Genomic DNA, 15,650 nt, shown 5'->3' on the forward strand with positions numbered 1-15,650 from the left:
TCGCATCCTCAGTTCCAGCCGCCTCCCAGTACCTTGTACAGGGTCACCCGGTTGCTCTGTTCCGCCAGGCGCAGGGTGATCAGGTCTTGCTCGGCGCTGTACAGCGAGCGCTGGGCGTCCAGGGCTTCGAGGTAGCTTTGCGAGCCGCCGCGGTACAGGGCGTCGGCCAGTTCGAAGCTCTTGCGGCTGGCGTCGGTCAGGGCCTGCTGGGCCGCCAGGCGCTGGTCCAGGGTGCTGCGCACGGCCAGGGCGTCGGCCACTTCCCTGAAGGCGGTCTGCAAGGTCTGCTGGTACGTCTGGGCCTGGATCTCGCGCTCGACCTTGGCCGCATCCAAGGTGGCGCGGTTGGCCCCGGCATCGAAAATCGGCAGGCTGACGCTGGGGGCGAAGGTCCAGGCGCCGCTGCCGGCCTTGAACAAGCCGGACAAGGCCGAGCTGGCACTGCCGGCGTTGGCAGTCAGGCTGATGCTGGGAAAGAACGCTGCCCGGGCGGCGCCGATGTCGATGTTGGCGGACTTCAGGCTGTGTTCCGCCGCCAACACATCGGGCCGCCGCTGCAACAGGCTGGACGGCAGTTGCGCCGGCACCTGCACCAGCAGCGCCACCGATTGCAGGTCGTCGCCAGGCAGCAGCTCCGTGGGCAGTTCGGCCCCAACCAACAGACGCAGGGCGTTCTGGTCCTGAAGGATCTGGCTGGCGTACACCGCCACCTCGCCCCGGGCCGATTCCACCGTGGTTTGCGCCTGGGCCAGGGCCAGCCCGGAAGACCCGCCCAAGGCGTGGCTGCGCTGGGTCAGCTCGTAGGTGGCTTGCTGGCTGCGCAAGGTGCTCTCGGCCAGTTGCAGGCGCTGGTTGTCGGCGGCCAGGGTCAGCCAGGCACTGGCCACTTCGGCCACCAGGCTGATCTGTGTGCTGCGGCGGGTTTCACCCAGGGCCAGGTAGTTCTCCAGGGCTTCGTCCTGGAGGTTCTGCACCCGGCCGAACACATCCAGCTCATAGCTGCTCAGGCCCAACTGGGCGCTGTAGTCGTGGCTGGTGACCGCCGAACCACTGCTGGACACCGACGCCGGGCTGCGGCTATGGCTGCCACTGAGGCCGGCGTCAATGCTCGGCAACGCTGCGGCCCGTTGGATGCGGTACTGGGCCTGGGCCTTCTCGATGTTCAGGCTGGCCAGGCGCAGGTCGCGGTTGTTGGCCAGGGCCAGGCTTTGCAAACGTGCCAGGCGTGAGTCGGTGAAAAACTGCTGCCACTGGATATCGGCGGCCGCGTCGCCCGCGGGGGTTTGCCCGGCGGGCAGCCACTGTTCGGCAACCGGCGCGTCAGGGCGCTGGTACTCGGGGGCCAGGTTGATGCAGCCGCCCAACAGGGTGAAGGCGGCCAGCAGCGGCCAATGCGACTTGATCATGCGTCACCTTTGGTGGCGTTGGATTGAGGGCCGGACACGCGGCTGAAGCGCCGGCGAATCAGCACGAAGAACAGCGGCACAAAGAAGATCCCCAGCAGCGTGGCGCTGAACATGCCCCCCAGCACCCCAGTGCCGATGGCCTGGCGCCCGGCGGAACCGGCACCGGAACTCAAGGCCAGGGGCAGCACGCCGAACATAAAGGCCAGGGAGGTCATGAGAATCGGCCGCAGGCGTTGACGCACGGCAATCAGGGTCGCCTCGCGCAGGCTGTTGCCCTGCTCTTGCAGGTGCTTGGCGAACTCGACGATCAAGATTGCGTTTTTTGCCGCCAGGCCCACAGTGGTGAGCAGCCCGACCTGGAAATACACGTCGTTGCTCAGGCCGCTGAACCGGGTGGCCAGCACCGCGCCGATCACCCCCAGGGGCACCACCAGCATCACCGAGAACGGCACCGACCAGCTCTCATACAAGGCCGCCAGGCAGAGGAACACGAACAACACCGAAATGCCGTACAGCAACGGCGCCTGGGAGCCGGAGAGCCGCAGCTGATAGGACTGACCAGTCCACTCGTAGCCAATGCCTTCGGGCAATTGCCGGATGATTGCCTCCACGGCGTCCATGGCCACCCCGGAGCTGACGCCCGGTGCCGGGTCGCCCACCACTTCCAGGGATGCGTTGCCGTTGTAGCGTTCCAGCAGCGGCGAACCCTGGGTCCAAGCGCTGCTGGCAAAGGACGAGAACGGGACCATTTCGTCGTTGCTGTTGCGCACGAACCAGTGGTCGAGGTCGGCTGCTTGCATCCGCGCCTCGGCCTCGCCTTGCACGTACACCTTCTTCACCCGGCCCTGGTTGAGGAAGTCGTTGACGTAGCTGCCGCCCAGGGCGGTGGACAAGGTGGCGTTGATGTCGCTGGTACTCAGGCTCAGGGCCCCGGCCTTGCGGTCGTCGATGCTGACCTTGAGTTGGGGCGTGTCGTCCAGGCCGTTGCTGCGCACCCCGATCAGCCGCGGGTCCTGTTTCGCCAGTTCGATAAAGCGCTCCCGGGCCGCCACCAGGGCCTCATGGCCCAGGCCGCCCAGGTCCTTGAGCTGCAGGTCGAACCCTGAACTCTGGCCCAGGCCACGCACCGCCGGCGGCTGCATCACAAACACATTGGCGTCACCGATGCTGGCCAGGGCCTGGGTCGCTCGTTGGGCGATGCTCGCGGCGTCCTGGCCCTGGCCGGTGCGCAGGCTCCAGTCCTTGAGTTTGATAAAGGCCCGGCCGGTGTTCTGGCTGTTACCGCCCATGCCCAGGCCGGTGATGCTGATCAGCGCCTCGACTTCCGGCTGCTCCAGCAGGTACTGCTCGAATTGCCGGGTCACCGCCTGGGTGCGGCTGTCGGTGGCGCCCACCGGCAACTGGATCTGCGCCATGAGCATGCCCTGGTCTTCATCAGGCAGGAACGAGGTCGGCAAGTTGAGGTAGCCCACCCCCATTACCAAAAGGATCACCCCGTACAGCAGCAAGCTGCGGCCGCCGCGCTGGAGAATGCGATCGACCAAGCCCTGGTAGCGCCCGGCGCTACGCTCGAAGCTGCGGTTGAACCAGCCAAAGAAGCCACCCCGAGTGCCGTGGCCCTGGGCGTCGCTGGTTTTGAGCAAGGTTGCGCACAGCGCCGGGGTCAAGGTCATGGCCACCAGCACCGAGAGCACCATGGCCGAGACGATGGTCACCGAGAACTGGCGGTAAATGATCCCCGTGGAACCGGCGAAAAACGCCATGGGGATGAACACTGCGCTGAGCACCAAAGCAATGCCGATCAGCGCGCTGGTGATCTCGGCCATGGACTGGCGCGTGGCCTCCAGCGGCGACAGGCCCTGCTCGCTCATCACCCGCTCAACGTTTTCCACCACCACAATGGCGTCGTCCACCAGCAGGCCGATGGCCAAGACCATGGCAAACAGGGTCAGGGTGTTGATGGAGTACCCGCACAGCGCCAGCACGCCAAAGGTGCCTAGCAGCACCACCGGCACGGTGATCGCCGGAATCAGCGTGGCCCGCAGGTTCTGCAGGAACAGGTACATGATCAGCACCACCAGGACGATGGCCTCGCCCAGGGATTTGACCACCTCCTCGATGGACAGGCTGACAAAGGGCGTGGTGTCGTAGGCGATCACGTTTTTCAGCTGCATTTCCGAGGGGTAGAAGGGTTCCAGCTCCTTGAGCTTGGCCTTCACCGCCTCCCCCACGCTCAGGGCATTGGCCCCGGCCGCCAGTTGCACCCCCATGGCCGCGGCGGGCTTGCCGTTGAGGGCCGATGTGACGTCGTAGCTTTCGCTGCCCAGTTCCACCCGAGCCACGTCCCCCAGCAGCACCACGGCGCCGTCACTGGAGGACTTGACCACCACGTTGCGAAATTCCTCGGCGCTCTGCAGTTTGCTGCGGGCGCTGATGGTGGCGTTGAGTTGCTGCCCCGCCACCGCTGGCAAGGCGCCGAGCTGGCCGGCGGAAACCTCGGTGTTCTGCGCCTCCAGGGCACTGCTGATGTCGGACGGCATCAGCGCGTACTTTTCCAGCTTGGCCGGGTCCAGCCAGATGCGCATGGCGTAGCCCGAGCCCAGGGTCTGCACGTCGCCCACACCGTCGATGCGGCTGATGGAGTCCAGCAGCGTGCTGGAGATGTAGTCACCGATCTGGGTTGCGGTGACGCTCTCATTGTCCGAGGCCAGGGCCGCGATCATCAGGAAGTCCGAGCCGCCCTTGGTCACCGTCAGGCCTTGGCTCTGCACCGATTGGGGCAGCCGCGACTCGGCCTGTTGCAGCTTGTTCTGCACCTGCATCTGGGCCACGTCCGGGTCGGTGCCGGCGGCAAAGGTCAGGCTGATGCTGGCGCTGCCCGCCGAACTGCTGGACGCGGACATGTAGGTCAGGTTGTCCAGGCCCTTCATCTGCTGCTCGATGACCTGGGTCACCGAGTCTTCCACGGTCTTGGCCGAGGCGCCGGTGTAGGTGGCGGAAATACGCACCGTGGGCGGGGCGATGTCCGGGTACTGTTCCAGGGGCAACTGGCTGATGGACAAAGCGCCGCCAAGCATGATGACGATGGCGATGACCCAGGCGAAGATCGGCCGGTCGATAAAGAAACGCGCCATGCTCAACCCTCCTGGGCAATGGCAGTGGCCGGCGCTTTCAGGCTCGGGCTGCGGCTGCCACCGTTCTGCGCCACCACCGGGTTGCCGGCCCGGACTTTCTGCCCGCCCTCGATGATCAACTGATCACCGGCCTGCAGCCCCGACGTCACCCACCACTGGTTGCCCACGGCACGGTCGATGGTCAGCACCCGCTGCTCGACCTTGCCATTGACCACCAGCAACACCGAGGTCACGCCACTGGCGCTGCGGGTCACCGCTTGCTGGGGAATCAGGATCGCCTGGTCGTCCCGGGCCTGCTCCAGCACCGCACGCACGTACATGCCCGGCAGCAACAGCCGCTCCGGGTTGGGGAATTCGGCGCGCAGGGTCACGGTGCCAGTGCCTTGGTTGACGCTGACCCCGCTGAATTGCAGGCGGCCCGGGTGCTCGTAGGTGCTGCCGTCGTCGAGCTTGAGGCTGACCTGGGCGCTGCCGGCGTCGGTCCCTTGCAAGGCACCGCTGGCCAGGTCGCGCTTGAGGCGCAGCAGCTCGCTGGTGGACTGGGTGACGTCGACGTAGATCGGGTCCAGTTGCTGCACCGTGGTCAAGGCGCTGTCCTGGTTGGCCACCACCAGGGCGCCGGGGGTCACGGTGGAGGTTTCAATGCGCCCGCTGATGGGCGAACTGATCAGGGTGTAGGCCAGGTTGATACGGGCACTGTCCACCCCGGCCTGGGCCACTTGCACCTCGGCAGCAGCCGTCAGCAGGCTGGCCTGGGCGTCTTCGTTATCCTGCTGGCTGATGGCGTCGATCTTCGCCAGTTGGGCATTGCGCTTGGCGGTGGCCTGGGCCGACTTCAAGGTGGCGCGGGCTTTGGCCAGTGTCGCCTGGGCCTCCGCCAGGGCCGCCTTGTAGCTGGCCGGGTCCAGTTGGTAGAGGGACTGCCCGGCCTTGACCTCGGCGCCTTCGACAAACAGGCGCTTCTGCACAATGCCGCCGACTTGGGGGCGGATTTCGGCACTGAGCAAGGCGCTGGTGCGCCCGGCCAGCTCGCTGGTCAGGGCCTGGCTCTGGGGCTTGACGGTCAGCACCTTGACCTTGGGCACCTCGGCCACCGGGGCCTCGGTGCTCGGCGAGCAGCCGCTCAACAGACTGAGCAAGACCATGGCCAGGATAAAGGCCGCGGTCACCATGAATTTGGCGAAAAGTTTGGTCGACATAAATGCCTCTGCAAGACGGAATGGCGGGAGCCAGGCGTTCATGCTGGAAGGCAAATGTGCAGGAAAATTGAAGATTGCCCCGCGACCTTGAATCTTCGCGTCACCAGGGCCTAAATGTGCGGGCCTTTCCCCCTGTACGGCGAGCCGATGAAACTGAGTATCTCCACCAAATTGTTCAGCGCGGTCCTGGCCAGCGTCCTGTTGGTCATCCTCAGCATGGGCCTGGCCAACGGCTGGAGCTTCGGCCGCGGGTTTCTCGACTACCTCAACGAGCAGGCCCTGCAACGCATGAGCCCGGTGCTGCCGCGCCTGGCCAACGCGTACCGCGATGAAGGCAACTGGGAGTTCCTGCGCAACCAGCCGGACCGCTGGTTCGAGATGTTGCGCCCGGACCCCAGCGAAGACTTCGCCTACCAGGAGCGGCCGCAGGTATCCACTTCGGACCTGACCGGCGCGGTGTTCCGCATCGCCCTGCTCGACGGCCAGAAACAACTGGTGATGGGCTACGCGGCAATCGGCGATGACGCGTTGCAGCGGCCGATTGTGGTGGACGGCCAGACCGTCGGCTGGCTGGCCGTGACGCCGTTCCAGACCGTCACCGAGGCCGGCGGTGATCGCTTTCGCCTCTACCAATTGCGCACCAGCCTGGCCATGGGCGTGGTCTCGCTGCTGCTGGCGATGCTGATTGCCTGGTGGATTGCCCGGGTGCTGCTGGACCCGGTCAAGCGCGTGGCCGCGGCCACCCACCGCCTGGCGGCGGGTGAATACAGCAGCCGGGTGGCGGTGTCGTCCAATGATGAAGTGGGCCAGTTGGCCCGGGACTTCAACCAGTTGGCCTACACCCTGGAACGCAACGAACGCATGCGCCGGGATTTCATGGCGGATGTCTCCCACGAACTGCGCACCCCGCTGTCGGTGTTGCGTGGCGAGCTGGAAGCCATCGAGGACGGGGTACGGCGCCTGGACCAGGCATCGATGAAGTCCCTACAGGGCGAGGTGACCATGCTCAGCCAACTGGTGGATGACCTGTATGAACTGTCCCTGGCAGATGTCGGCGCCCTCACCTATCGCAAGAGCGAATGCGCCGTGGATCAGTTGCTGCACGACTGCGTGGCGATGTTCAGCGAACGCTGTGCGGCCCACCCGCTGCGGCTGGAGTTGCAACTGCCGGAGCAACCGCTGCGGGCCCAGGCCGATGACAAGCGCCTGACCCAGCTATTCAGCAACCTGCTGGAAAACGCCTTGCGCTACACCGATGCCGGTGGCGTGCTGCGGGTGACAGCGGCGCTGGAAGGCGAACAACTGCGCATCGACTTTCTCGACTCCGGGCCCGGGGTCGAGCCGGAGCAACTGCCTCGGTTGTTCGAGCGGTTTTACCGTGGCGAGGCCTCGCGCAACCGCGCCAGCGGCGGCGCCGGCCTGGGCCTGGCGATCTGTCACAGCATTGCCCTGGCCCATGGCGCAGCCTCAGCGCCGAGCACTCACCCCTGGGCGGCCTGTGGCTGACCCTGCGCCTGCCGCGGAGCGCCTGAACCATGGACGACGCACCGATCCTGATCGTTGAAGACGAACCCAAACTGGCGGCGCTGATGCGCGACTACCTGAACGCCGCCGGCTACCCGACCCTGTGCCTGGACAATGGTTTGGATGTGCTGCCCAGCGTGCGCGCCCGGGTGCCGCGGCTGATCTTGTTGGACCTGATGCTGCCGGGCCGCGACGGCCTGGAAGTGTGCAAGGACCTGCGGGCGTTCAGTGGCGTGCCGATCATCATGATCACCGCCCGGGTCGAGGAAGTGGACCGCCTGCTGGGGCTGGACCTGGGGGCCGACGACTACATCTGCAAACCCTTCAGCCCGCGGGAAGTGGTGGCCCGGGTCAAGGCCATCCTGCGCCGTGGCCCTGCACTCGAAACGCCCAGTGTGGCGCGCTTGCAGATCGACGAGGCGCTCTACCGCGCCACCTTCGATGGTGTGCAGCTGGACCTGACCCCAGTGGAACTGCGCCTGCTCAACACCCTGGCCAAAGCGCCGGGCCGGGTGTTTTCCCGGGATCAACTGCTGGACCGCCTGTACTCCGACCACCGCGTAGTCACCGACCGCACCGTGGACAGCCATATCCGCAACCTGCGACGCAAACTGCAGCAGGCCTGCCCGGGTGAAGACATCATTCAGTCGTTGTATGGCGTGGGTTACAAGCTGCAGCTCTAGGTCGCGGGGCTGAACTGATCGTTCCCACGGGGACCGTGGGAACGAGGGGGATGTCACTGGGAGCGCAGAAGGCCGGTCAGGCTTTGCGCAGCAGGTCGAGTGCGACGTCGACGATCATGTCTTCCTGGCCGCCGACCATGCGCCGCTTGCCCAGCTCAACGAGGATGTCCACGGTCTTCAGGCCGTAGCGCGCGGCAGCGATTTCGGCGTGGCGCAGGAAGCTCGAATACACCCCGGCATACCCCAGCGCCAGGGACTCGCGGTCCACCCGCACCGGGCGGTCCTGCAACGGCCGAACAATGTCATCCGCCGCGTCCATCAAGGTGTAGAGGTCGGTGCCGTGGTTCCAGCCCAGACGATCCGCCGCAGCGATAAACACTTCCAGCGGGGCGTTGCCGGCCCCGGCGCCCATGCCCGCCAGGCTGGCGTCGATACGGTCACAGCCCTCTTCCACCGCGGTGATGGAGTTGGCCACCCCCAGGGACAGGTTGTGGTGAGCGTGCATGCCGGTCTCGGTTTCCGGCTTGAGCACAGCCTTGAAGGCACGGAAACGGTCACGCACGTCCTGCATGTTCATGGCGCCACCGGAGTCGGCCATGTACACGCACGTCGCACCGTAGCTTTCCATCAGCTTGGCCTGTTGGGCCAACTGCTCGGCCGGAATCATATGGCTCATCATCAAGAAGCCCACGGTGTCCATGCCCAGCTCCCGGGCGAATTCGATGTGCTGTTTCGACACATCGGCCTCGGTGCAGTGGGTGGCCACCCGAACGACCCGGGCGCCAGCGTTGTAGGCGGCCTTGAGGTCATGCACCGTGCCGATGCCGGGCAGCAGCAAGGTGGTGATTTTCGCGTGGCTGATCACGTCGGCCGCCGCTTCGATCCACTCCAGGTCTGTGTGCGCAGCAAAGCCGTAGTTGAAACTGGAGCCTTGCAGGCCGTCGCCGTGGGCCACTTCGATGGAGTCGACCTTGGCCGCATCCAGGGCGCGGGCGATGTCCTGCACGTTCTGGATCGAATACTGGTGGCGCACCGCGTGGCTGCCGTCGCGCAGGGTCACATCGGAGATGTAGAGCTTTTTACCGGGATTGAAGGTCATGACGGGATTCCTCAGGCCTTGAGCAGCGACTGGGCCATGCGCTCGGCCGTGGCCAGGGCCGCCGAGGTCATGATGTCGAGATTGCCGGCGTAGGCTGGCAGGTAATGGGCGGCGCCTTCGACTTCAAGGAAGATCGAGGTCTTGAGCCCGGAGAAACGCCCCAGGCCCGGGATGTTCAAGGGCGCGTCCTCGGGGATCACCTCGAACTGCACCTGCTGCTTCAAGCGATAACCCGGCACATAGGCCTGCACGGCGGCGGCCATCTCGATAATCGAGGCTTCCACCAGCGCCTGGTCGCGGCTTCCGACAGCACAAACACCGTGTCGCGCATCATCGGTGGCGGCTCGGCCGGGTTCATCACGATGATTGCCTTGCCCTTGCCGGCGCCGCCGATCACTTCAATGGCCTTGGAGGTGGTTTCGGTGAATTCGTCGATGTTGGCCCGGGTGCCGGGGCCGGCGGATTTGCTGGCGATCGAGGCGACGATTTCCGCGTAATGGACCTTGGCCACCCGCGACACCGCCGCCACCATCGGAATGGTCGCCTGGCCGCCGCAGGTGACCATGTTGACGTTCAACTGGTCGAGGTTCTGCTCCAGGTTGACCACCGGTACGCAATACGGGCCGATGGCCGCCGGGGTCAGGTCGATCAGGCGAATACCGGGTTTTACCGAACGCAGGAAGGCGTCGTTCTTGACGTGGGCGCCGGCGCTGGTGGCATCGAACACGAAGTCGATGTCGGCGAACTCCGGCAGCCGGGTCAGGCCCTCGATGCCTTCGTGAGTGGTCGCCACGCCTAGGCGTGCTGCCCGGGCCAGGCCGTCGGAAGCCGGGTCGATACCGACCATGGCGCCCATTTCCAGGTACTTGGCGTTGCGCATCACTTTGATCATCAGGTCGGTGCCGATGTTGCCGGGCCCGACGATGGCCACTTTGAGTTTTCTAGTCATGCAGGGACTCCAGGACGGCGGGCATCCCTGCCCGCCGGAACGATCAGGATGGCTGGCTCAACGCGGCGTTGCGCGCGGCCGAGGCCTTCTTTTCCAGTTGGGTGTAAACGATGTAGGTCAGCACCACGCCGCTGAGCATGACCGCCGCCAGGAAGTACAGGCCCGAGGACAGGGTCCCGGTGTATTCCTTGAGGGCGCCGATACCGAACGGGCCGATGTAGCCGCCCAGGTTGCCGAAGGAGTTGATCAGGGCAATGCCCGCCGCCGCCGAGGCACCGGACAGGAAACGCCCCGGCAGCACCCAGAAGATCGCTGTCACCGAGAACAGGCTGAACGCGGTCAGGCACAGGGCCGCCAGTTGCAGGACCGGCATGCTCAGCCAGGCACTCAGGAACAGGCCCAGGGCGCCCAATACGTAGAGCACGCACAGGTGGCCGTAACGGTCATTCAGACGGTCGGAACTGCGCGGAATCAGCAGCAGGCCGATGACCCCGAAGATGTACGGAATCGACGAGATAAAGCCGGTGGTCAGGTCGCTGCCGCCGAACTGGTGCACCAGGGTCGGCAGCCACAGGCTCAGGCCATAGGTGCTCAGGGTGCTCGGCAGGTACAGCAGCGCGAGGATCAGCACACGGCGGTCGGTCAGGGCCCGCAGGGGGTTGGTGTGCTCGGTCTGGCCATATTCCTTGCGGTCCTTGTCCAGTTCATTGAGCAGCCATTGACGATCGCTTTCCGCCAGCCAGCGGGCATCTTTCGGGGTATCGGGAAGGATTTTCAGGGTCGGCCAGGCGAGGATGATCGCCGGCAGGCCAATGGTGATGAACAGCCACTGCCAGCCGGCCAGGCCGGCGATCCCGTTCATGCCCAGCAAGCCGCCGGCCAGGGGGCCGGTGACCATCAGCGCGATGGGTTGAGACAGGATAAAGAAGCCCAGCACCTTGCCCCGATTACGCACCGGGAACCAGCGGGTGATGTAGTACAGCACCCCGGGGAAGAACCCCGCCTCTGCCGCGCCCAGCAAAAAGCGCATGACGTAGAAGCTGTAGGAGCCTTGGACAAAGGCCATGCCGACAGTGATTGCGCCCCAGGTAATCAGGATGCGAGCAAACCAGCGGCGGGCGCCGTAGCGTTCCAGCAGCAGGTTGCTCGGCACTTCAAAGATGAAGTAACCGATAAAGAACAGCCCCGCGCCAAAGCCGTATGCCATATCGCTGAGGCCGATGTCGGCGTTCATGTGCAATTTGGCGAAGCCCACCGCGGAACGGTCGATAAAGGCCACGAGGTACAACAGGATCAGGAAGGGAATCAACCTGAGCGTGAGCGTGCGAATGATCCGAGCTTCCGGATTCATAGTCTTCTCCAAATTGTTTTTGTTATGGATGTGCCGGGCCTGATCGGGGGCGTGTCGAGCGCACACCCTCTCGATCAGGTCGGCAGACAATATAGTAATACGATTTAACGTTCAACGATTTCAAAATGGCTTTTTATGGGGTAGATTCAATGCCACACCCCGTAACTAGTCATACAATAAGAGTTATCCGCGCCATGACAGACAAAAAAGTTCCCCTGCGCTCCGCCCAATGGTTCGGCACGGCCGACAAGAACGGCTTCATGTACCGCAGCTGGATGAAGAACCAGGGCATCCCGGACCACGAGTTCCAGGGCAAGCCGATCATTGGCATCTGTAACACCTGGTCCGAGCTGACCCCGTGCAACGCCCACTTCCGCAAGATCGCCGAACACGTGAAGAAAGGCGTGCTGGAGGCCGGCGGCTTCCCGGTGGAATTCCCGGTGTTCTCCAGCGGCGAATCCAACCTGCGCCCCACCGCCATGCTCACCCGCAACCTGGCCAGCATGGACGTGGAAGAAGCCATTCGCGGCAACCCGGTGGACGCCGTGGTGCTGCTGACCGGCTGCGACAAGACCACCCCGGCCCTGCTGATGGGCGCCGCCAGCTGCGACGTGCCGGCCATTGTGGTGACCGGTGGGCCGATGCTCAACGGCAAGCACAAAGGCAAGGACATCGGCTCCGGCACCGTGGTCTGGCAGATGCACGAAGCCTATAAAGGCGGGCAAATCAGCCTCGACGAATTCCTCTCCGCCGAAGCCGGCATGTCGCGCTCGGCCGGTACCTGCAACACCATGGGCACCGCCTCGACCATGGCCTGCATGGCCGAAGCCCTGGGCACTTCGCTGCCGCACAACGCCGCGATCCCCGCCGTGGACTCGCGCCGCTATGTGCTGGCCCACCTGTCGGGCATGCGCATTGTCGACATGGTCCGCGAAGACCTGCGCCTGTCGAAGATCCTCACCAAGGCGGCGTTCGAGAACGCGATCAAGGTCAACGCCGCCATCGGCGGTTCCACCAACGCGGTGATCCACCTCAAGGCGATTGCCGGGCGCATCGGCGTCGAGCTGGACCTGGAAGACTGGACCCGGGTCGGCCGCGGCACCCCGACCATCGTCGACATGCAGCCGTCGGGGCGCTTCCTGATGGAAGAGTTCTACTACGCCGGCGGCCTGCCCGCGGTGATCCGCCGTTTGGGCGAATCGGGCCTGCTGCCCAACCCGGACGCCCTGACCGCCAACGGCCAGAGCATCTGGAACAACTGCCAGAACTCGCCGCAGTACAACGACGAAGTGATCCGCCCGATCGACAAACCGCTGGTGGCCGACGGCGGCCTGTGCATCCTGCGCGGCAACCTGTCGCCACGGGGTGCGGTGCTCAAGCCCTCCGCTGCCACTCCGGCACTGATGCAGCACCGTGGCCGCGCCGTGGTGTTCGAGAACTTCGACGACTACAAGGCACGCATCGCCGACCCGGACCTGGACGTCGACGAAACCTGCGTGCTGGTGCTGAAGAACGCCGGGCCCAAGGGTTACCCGGGCATGGCCGAAGTCGGCAACATGGGCCTGCCGCCCAAGGTCCTGGCCAAGGGCGTCACCGACATGGTGCGCATTTCCGATGCCCGCATGAGCGGCACCGCCTACGGCACCGTGGTTCTCCACGTGGCCCCGGAAGCGGCGGCCGGCGGGCCGTTGGCTGCGGTGCGCAACGGTGACTTCATCGAACTGGACTGCGCCGGTGGTCGCCTGCACCTGGACATCAGCGACGAGGAACTGCAAGCCCGCCTCAGCGACCTGAAGCCGGACACCAGCGCGAAGATCTTCTCCAGTGGCTACAGCCGCCTGTACGTGGACCATGTGCTGCAAGCCGACGAAGGTTGCGACTTCGACTTCCTGGTCGGCTGCCGTGGCTCCGAGGTCCCGCGTCACTCCCACTGATGGGCTGCGACCGTGGTTCGTCGGCGTGCCGGCGACCACGGTGGTCGGGCCGTCATCCCCCAAGGCAATACGTGGCAGGAGGTACCGGTGCTGCCTAAACCACAGCCCGGCGGTGCTATGATGCACGCCATTTGGCCAGAGCAATCCCCCTGTTATGGACTACCAGACACCCAAGCCGCGCAAAAGCATGCACGCCCAGATCGTTCAGGAACTGGGCATGCACATCGTTTCCGGACGCTTCAAGCAAGAGGAAAAGCTGCCCCCGGAAGCCAACCTCTGCGAGCAGTACCAGGTCAGCCGCCCGGTCCTGCGCGAAGCCACCCGGGTGCTCAGCGCCAAGGGCCTGGTGTACTCCAAGCCACGGGTCGGCACGGTGGTGCGGCCACGGGTCGAATGGCACCTGCTGGACCCGGACGTGCTGTTCTGGCTGATGCAATCCACGCCCCACAGCGAATTCTTCAACACCCTGGCCGGGGTCCGGCGGATTCTCGAACCGGAGATCGCCGCGATGGCGGCGGCCACCGCCACCGAGGACGATATCGCACGGATCGAGGACGCTTACCGGCGCATGGAAGCGGCCAGCAGCCCCAAAGACCTGTTGCAACCGGACCTGGACTTCCACCGGGCCATCGCCGAGGCGACCCACAACGACTTGCTGGCCTACATGTGCAACATGCTGTCGTTGCCCCTGCGCGAATCCATCAACGTCACCAACCTGCGCCCCAATACCCAGCAGCTCAGCCTGCCGCGGCACAAGGCGATCCTCACCGCGATCAAGAACCGCGACGCCCTCGGCGCGCGCCATGCATCGCTGGTGCAACTCGACGACACCCGCGTCGCCCTCGACACCGTGATGAATGTTCTGACCCCGCTCTAAGCCGGGGACGACGGATCGCGGCGCGAGACAGCGAAGCGATCCGACCCGCAAGGAGCTTGTCATGACCCACTCTTCTGCCCTGCCCCAAGCCTTTCTGGCCGCTATGCACGCCTGCCTTGGCGAACGCTTCAGCACCGTGCTGGCGGTGCGCGAGCACCATGGCCGCGATGAATCCCTGTACGACCCGGTGCTGCCCGATGCGGTGGCCTACGCCACGAGCGTGGAGGACATCAGTGCCGTGCTCGCCCTCTGCCATGCACACCGGGTGCCGGTGATTGCCTACGGCAGCGGCTCGTCCCTGGAGGGTCATTTGTTGGCGGTCCAGGGCGGCATCAGCCTCGACCTGTCGTTGATGGACCAGGTGCTGGCCTTTGAACCGGCGGACCTGTCGATCACCGTGCAGCCTGGCATCACCCGCAAGGCCCTGAACGACTACCTGCGGGCCAGCGGGCTGTTTTTCCCCATCGACCCGGGGGCCGACGCGAGCATTGGCGGCATGTGCGCCACCCGTGCTTCGGGCACCAATGCCGTGCGCTATGGCACCATGCGCGAGAACGTGCTGGGCCTGAACGCGGTGCTGGCCGACGGACGCGTGCTGCGCTCGGGCTCCAAGGCCAAGAAGTCGTCTGCCGGTTATGACCTGGCCCGGTTGTTTATCGGCAGCGAAGGCACCCTGGGGGTCATCAGTGAGATCACCCTGAAGCTGCACCCGCAGCCGGAAGCCATCAGCGCCGCGGTGTGCAGCTTCGACTCGGTGGAGGGTGCGGTACAAACGGTGATCGAAACCATCCAGATGGGCATTCCCGTGGCCCGCGCCGAACTGGTGGACCGCTTGGCCATCCAGGCCTTGAACCAGTACGCAAAGCTGGGCCTGCGGGAAGCCCCGACGCTGTTCCTGGAGTTTCACGGCAACGCCGCCAGCGTGGCGGAACAGGCCCAGGCAGTGCAGGAACTGGCGGACGGCAATCAGGGCAGCGGCTTTCAATGGGCCACCGCCCAGGAAGAACGCAACCGCCTGTGGAGTGCCCGGCACAACGCGCTGTTCGCCTTCTTGCAGCTCAAGCCCGGCTGCCGGGCGCTGTCCACCGACGTGTGCGTGCCCCTGTCGAAGCTCGCGGAATGCGTGGTGGGCAGTGAGCAAGACCTGAGCCAGTCGAGCATTCCCGCACCAATCTTCGGCCATGTGGGAGACGGCAACTTTCATGTCTGCCTGCTGCTGGACCCGAGCAAACCCGAAGAGCTGGAGGAAGCCGAGCGCCTCAACCACGCCATCGTCCACCGCGCCCTGGCGGCGGGCGGCACTTGCACCGGCGAACATGGAGTGGGCCTGCACAAGATCGACTTCATGGTCCAGGAACACGGCCAGGTGGCCATCGACACCATGGTCGCCATCAAGCAGGCCCTGGACCCGCTGAACCTGATGAACCCGGGGAAAATCTTCCGCATTCCGGCCTGAGGCGTTTGCCGGCCCGCGGCTGACCCCGGCCAGCAGCG

At 65.2% G+C, this 15,650-nt stretch carries 9 protein-coding genes and 2 pseudogenes; 5 read left to right on the top strand and 6 right to left on the bottom strand.

All coding sequences use genetic code 11. The features are described from left to right. Positions 1–8: 8 nt before the first annotated feature. The 3 genes from M1B35_RS13990 to M1B35_RS14000 are packed head-to-tail and all read right to left on the bottom strand — an operon-like array spanning position 9 to position 5,739. Positions 9–1,406, bottom strand: a complete 1,398-nt coding sequence (locus M1B35_RS13990; protein ID WP_268262242.1) for an efflux transporter outer membrane subunit — start codon at positions 1,404–1,406, stop codon at positions 9–11. Beyond that, a complete protein-coding gene (locus M1B35_RS13995; protein WP_268262243.1) occupies positions 1,403–4,540 on the bottom strand; it encodes an efflux RND transporter permease subunit in 3,138 nt (1,045 codons plus the stop codon). The genes M1B35_RS13990 and M1B35_RS13995 overlap by 4 nt, the downstream gene beginning before the upstream one ends. A 2-nt stretch (positions 4,541–4,542) precedes the next feature. Continuing rightward, entirely contained in the window at positions 4,543–5,739 is a 1,197-nt protein-coding gene (locus tag M1B35_RS14000) for an efflux RND transporter periplasmic adaptor subunit (RefSeq protein ID WP_268262244.1), read from the bottom strand. A 114-nt stretch (positions 5,740–5,853) separates the two neighbouring features. On the opposite strand from M1B35_RS14000, the pseudogene baeS reads away from it, so the two are divergent. Together baeS and M1B35_RS14010 are read left to right on the top strand one after the other, a co-directional pair. Then, positions 5,854–7,271 (top strand): annotated as a pseudogene (gene baeS / locus M1B35_RS14005) (sensor histidine kinase efflux regulator BaeS). A 3-nt stretch (positions 7,272–7,274) separates the two neighbouring features. Next, positions 7,275–7,946: a response regulator gene (locus M1B35_RS14010; RefSeq protein ID WP_268262245.1), complete on the top strand. Its 672-nt coding sequence runs from the start codon at positions 7,275–7,277 to the stop codon at positions 7,944–7,946. Between the two features lie 76 nt (positions 7,947–8,022). On the opposite strand, the gene dmpG is transcribed toward M1B35_RS14010, so the two are convergent. From dmpG to M1B35_RS14025, 3 genes and pseudogenes are all read right to left on the bottom strand, one after another. After that, the gene (dmpG, locus tag M1B35_RS14015) at positions 8,023–9,045 is read right to left on the bottom strand and encodes a 4-hydroxy-2-oxovalerate aldolase (RefSeq protein WP_268262246.1); all 1,023 of its coding nucleotides are present in this window, start codon (positions 9,043–9,045) and stop codon (positions 8,023–8,025) included. 11 nt (positions 9,046–9,056) lie between these two features. Next, positions 9,057–9,994: pseudogene (locus M1B35_RS14020) on the bottom strand (acetaldehyde dehydrogenase (acetylating)). A gap of 43 nt (positions 9,995–10,037) precedes the next feature. Next, positions 10,038–11,345, bottom strand: coding sequence for an MFS transporter (locus M1B35_RS14025; RefSeq protein WP_268262247.1), 1,308 nt, complete (start codon positions 11,343–11,345; stop codon positions 10,038–10,040). Positions 11,346–11,539: 194 nt separating this feature from the next. On the opposite strand from M1B35_RS14025, the gene M1B35_RS14030 reads away from it, so the two are divergent. The 3 genes from M1B35_RS14030 to M1B35_RS14040 all read left to right on the top strand — a co-directional run bounded on the left by M1B35_RS14030 (position 11,540) and on the right by M1B35_RS14040 (position 15,612). Further along, on the top strand, positions 11,540–13,279 hold the full coding sequence (locus M1B35_RS14030) for an IlvD/Edd family dehydratase (RefSeq protein ID WP_123333199.1): 1,740 nt from the start codon (positions 11,540–11,542) through the stop codon (positions 13,277–13,279). A 154-nt stretch (positions 13,280–13,433) separates the two neighbouring features. Further along, positions 13,434–14,156, top strand: a complete 723-nt coding sequence (locus tag M1B35_RS14035; protein ID WP_123333200.1) for a FadR/GntR family transcriptional regulator — start codon at positions 13,434–13,436, stop codon at positions 14,154–14,156. A gap of 61 nt (positions 14,157–14,217) precedes the next feature. Then, on the top strand, positions 14,218–15,612 hold the full coding sequence (locus tag M1B35_RS14040; protein WP_123333202.1) for an FAD-binding oxidoreductase: 1,395 nt from the start codon (positions 14,218–14,220) through the stop codon (positions 15,610–15,612). Positions 15,613–15,650: the final 38 nt, after the last annotated feature.

Origin of the sequence: Pseudomonas morbosilactucae (genome assembly GCF_023241665.1) — a bacterium.
Lineage (GTDB): Bacteria > Pseudomonadota > Gammaproteobacteria > Pseudomonadales > Pseudomonadaceae > Aquipseudomonas > Aquipseudomonas morbosilactucae.

Excerpts from the sequence above, each read along its gene's own strand:
- M1B35_RS13990 (WP_268262242.1), bottom strand. The coding sequence starts at position 1,406 with ATGATCAAGTCGCATTGGCCGCTGCTGGCCGCCTTCACCCTGTTGGGC.
- M1B35_RS13995 (WP_268262243.1), bottom strand. The coding sequence starts at position 4,540 with ATGGCGCGTTTCTTTATCGACCGGCCGATCTTCGCCTGGGTCATCGCC.
- M1B35_RS14000 (WP_268262244.1), bottom strand. The coding sequence starts at position 5,739 with ATGTCGACCAAACTTTTCGCCAAATTCATGGTGACCGCGGCCTTTATC.
- M1B35_RS14010 (WP_268262245.1), top strand. The coding sequence starts at position 7,275 with ATGGACGACGCACCGATCCTGATCGTTGAAGACGAACCCAAACTGGCG.
- dmpG (WP_268262246.1), bottom strand. The coding sequence starts at position 9,045 with ATGACCTTCAATCCCGGTAAAAAGCTCTACATCTCCGATGTGACCCTG.
- M1B35_RS14025 (WP_268262247.1), bottom strand. The coding sequence starts at position 11,345 with ATGAATCCGGAAGCTCGGATCATTCGCACGCTCACGCTCAGGTTGATT.
- M1B35_RS14030 (WP_123333199.1), top strand. The coding sequence starts at position 11,540 with ATGACAGACAAAAAAGTTCCCCTGCGCTCCGCCCAATGGTTCGGCACG.
- M1B35_RS14035 (WP_123333200.1), top strand. The coding sequence starts at position 13,434 with ATGGACTACCAGACACCCAAGCCGCGCAAAAGCATGCACGCCCAGATC.
- M1B35_RS14040 (WP_123333202.1), top strand. The coding sequence starts at position 14,218 with ATGACCCACTCTTCTGCCCTGCCCCAAGCCTTTCTGGCCGCTATGCAC.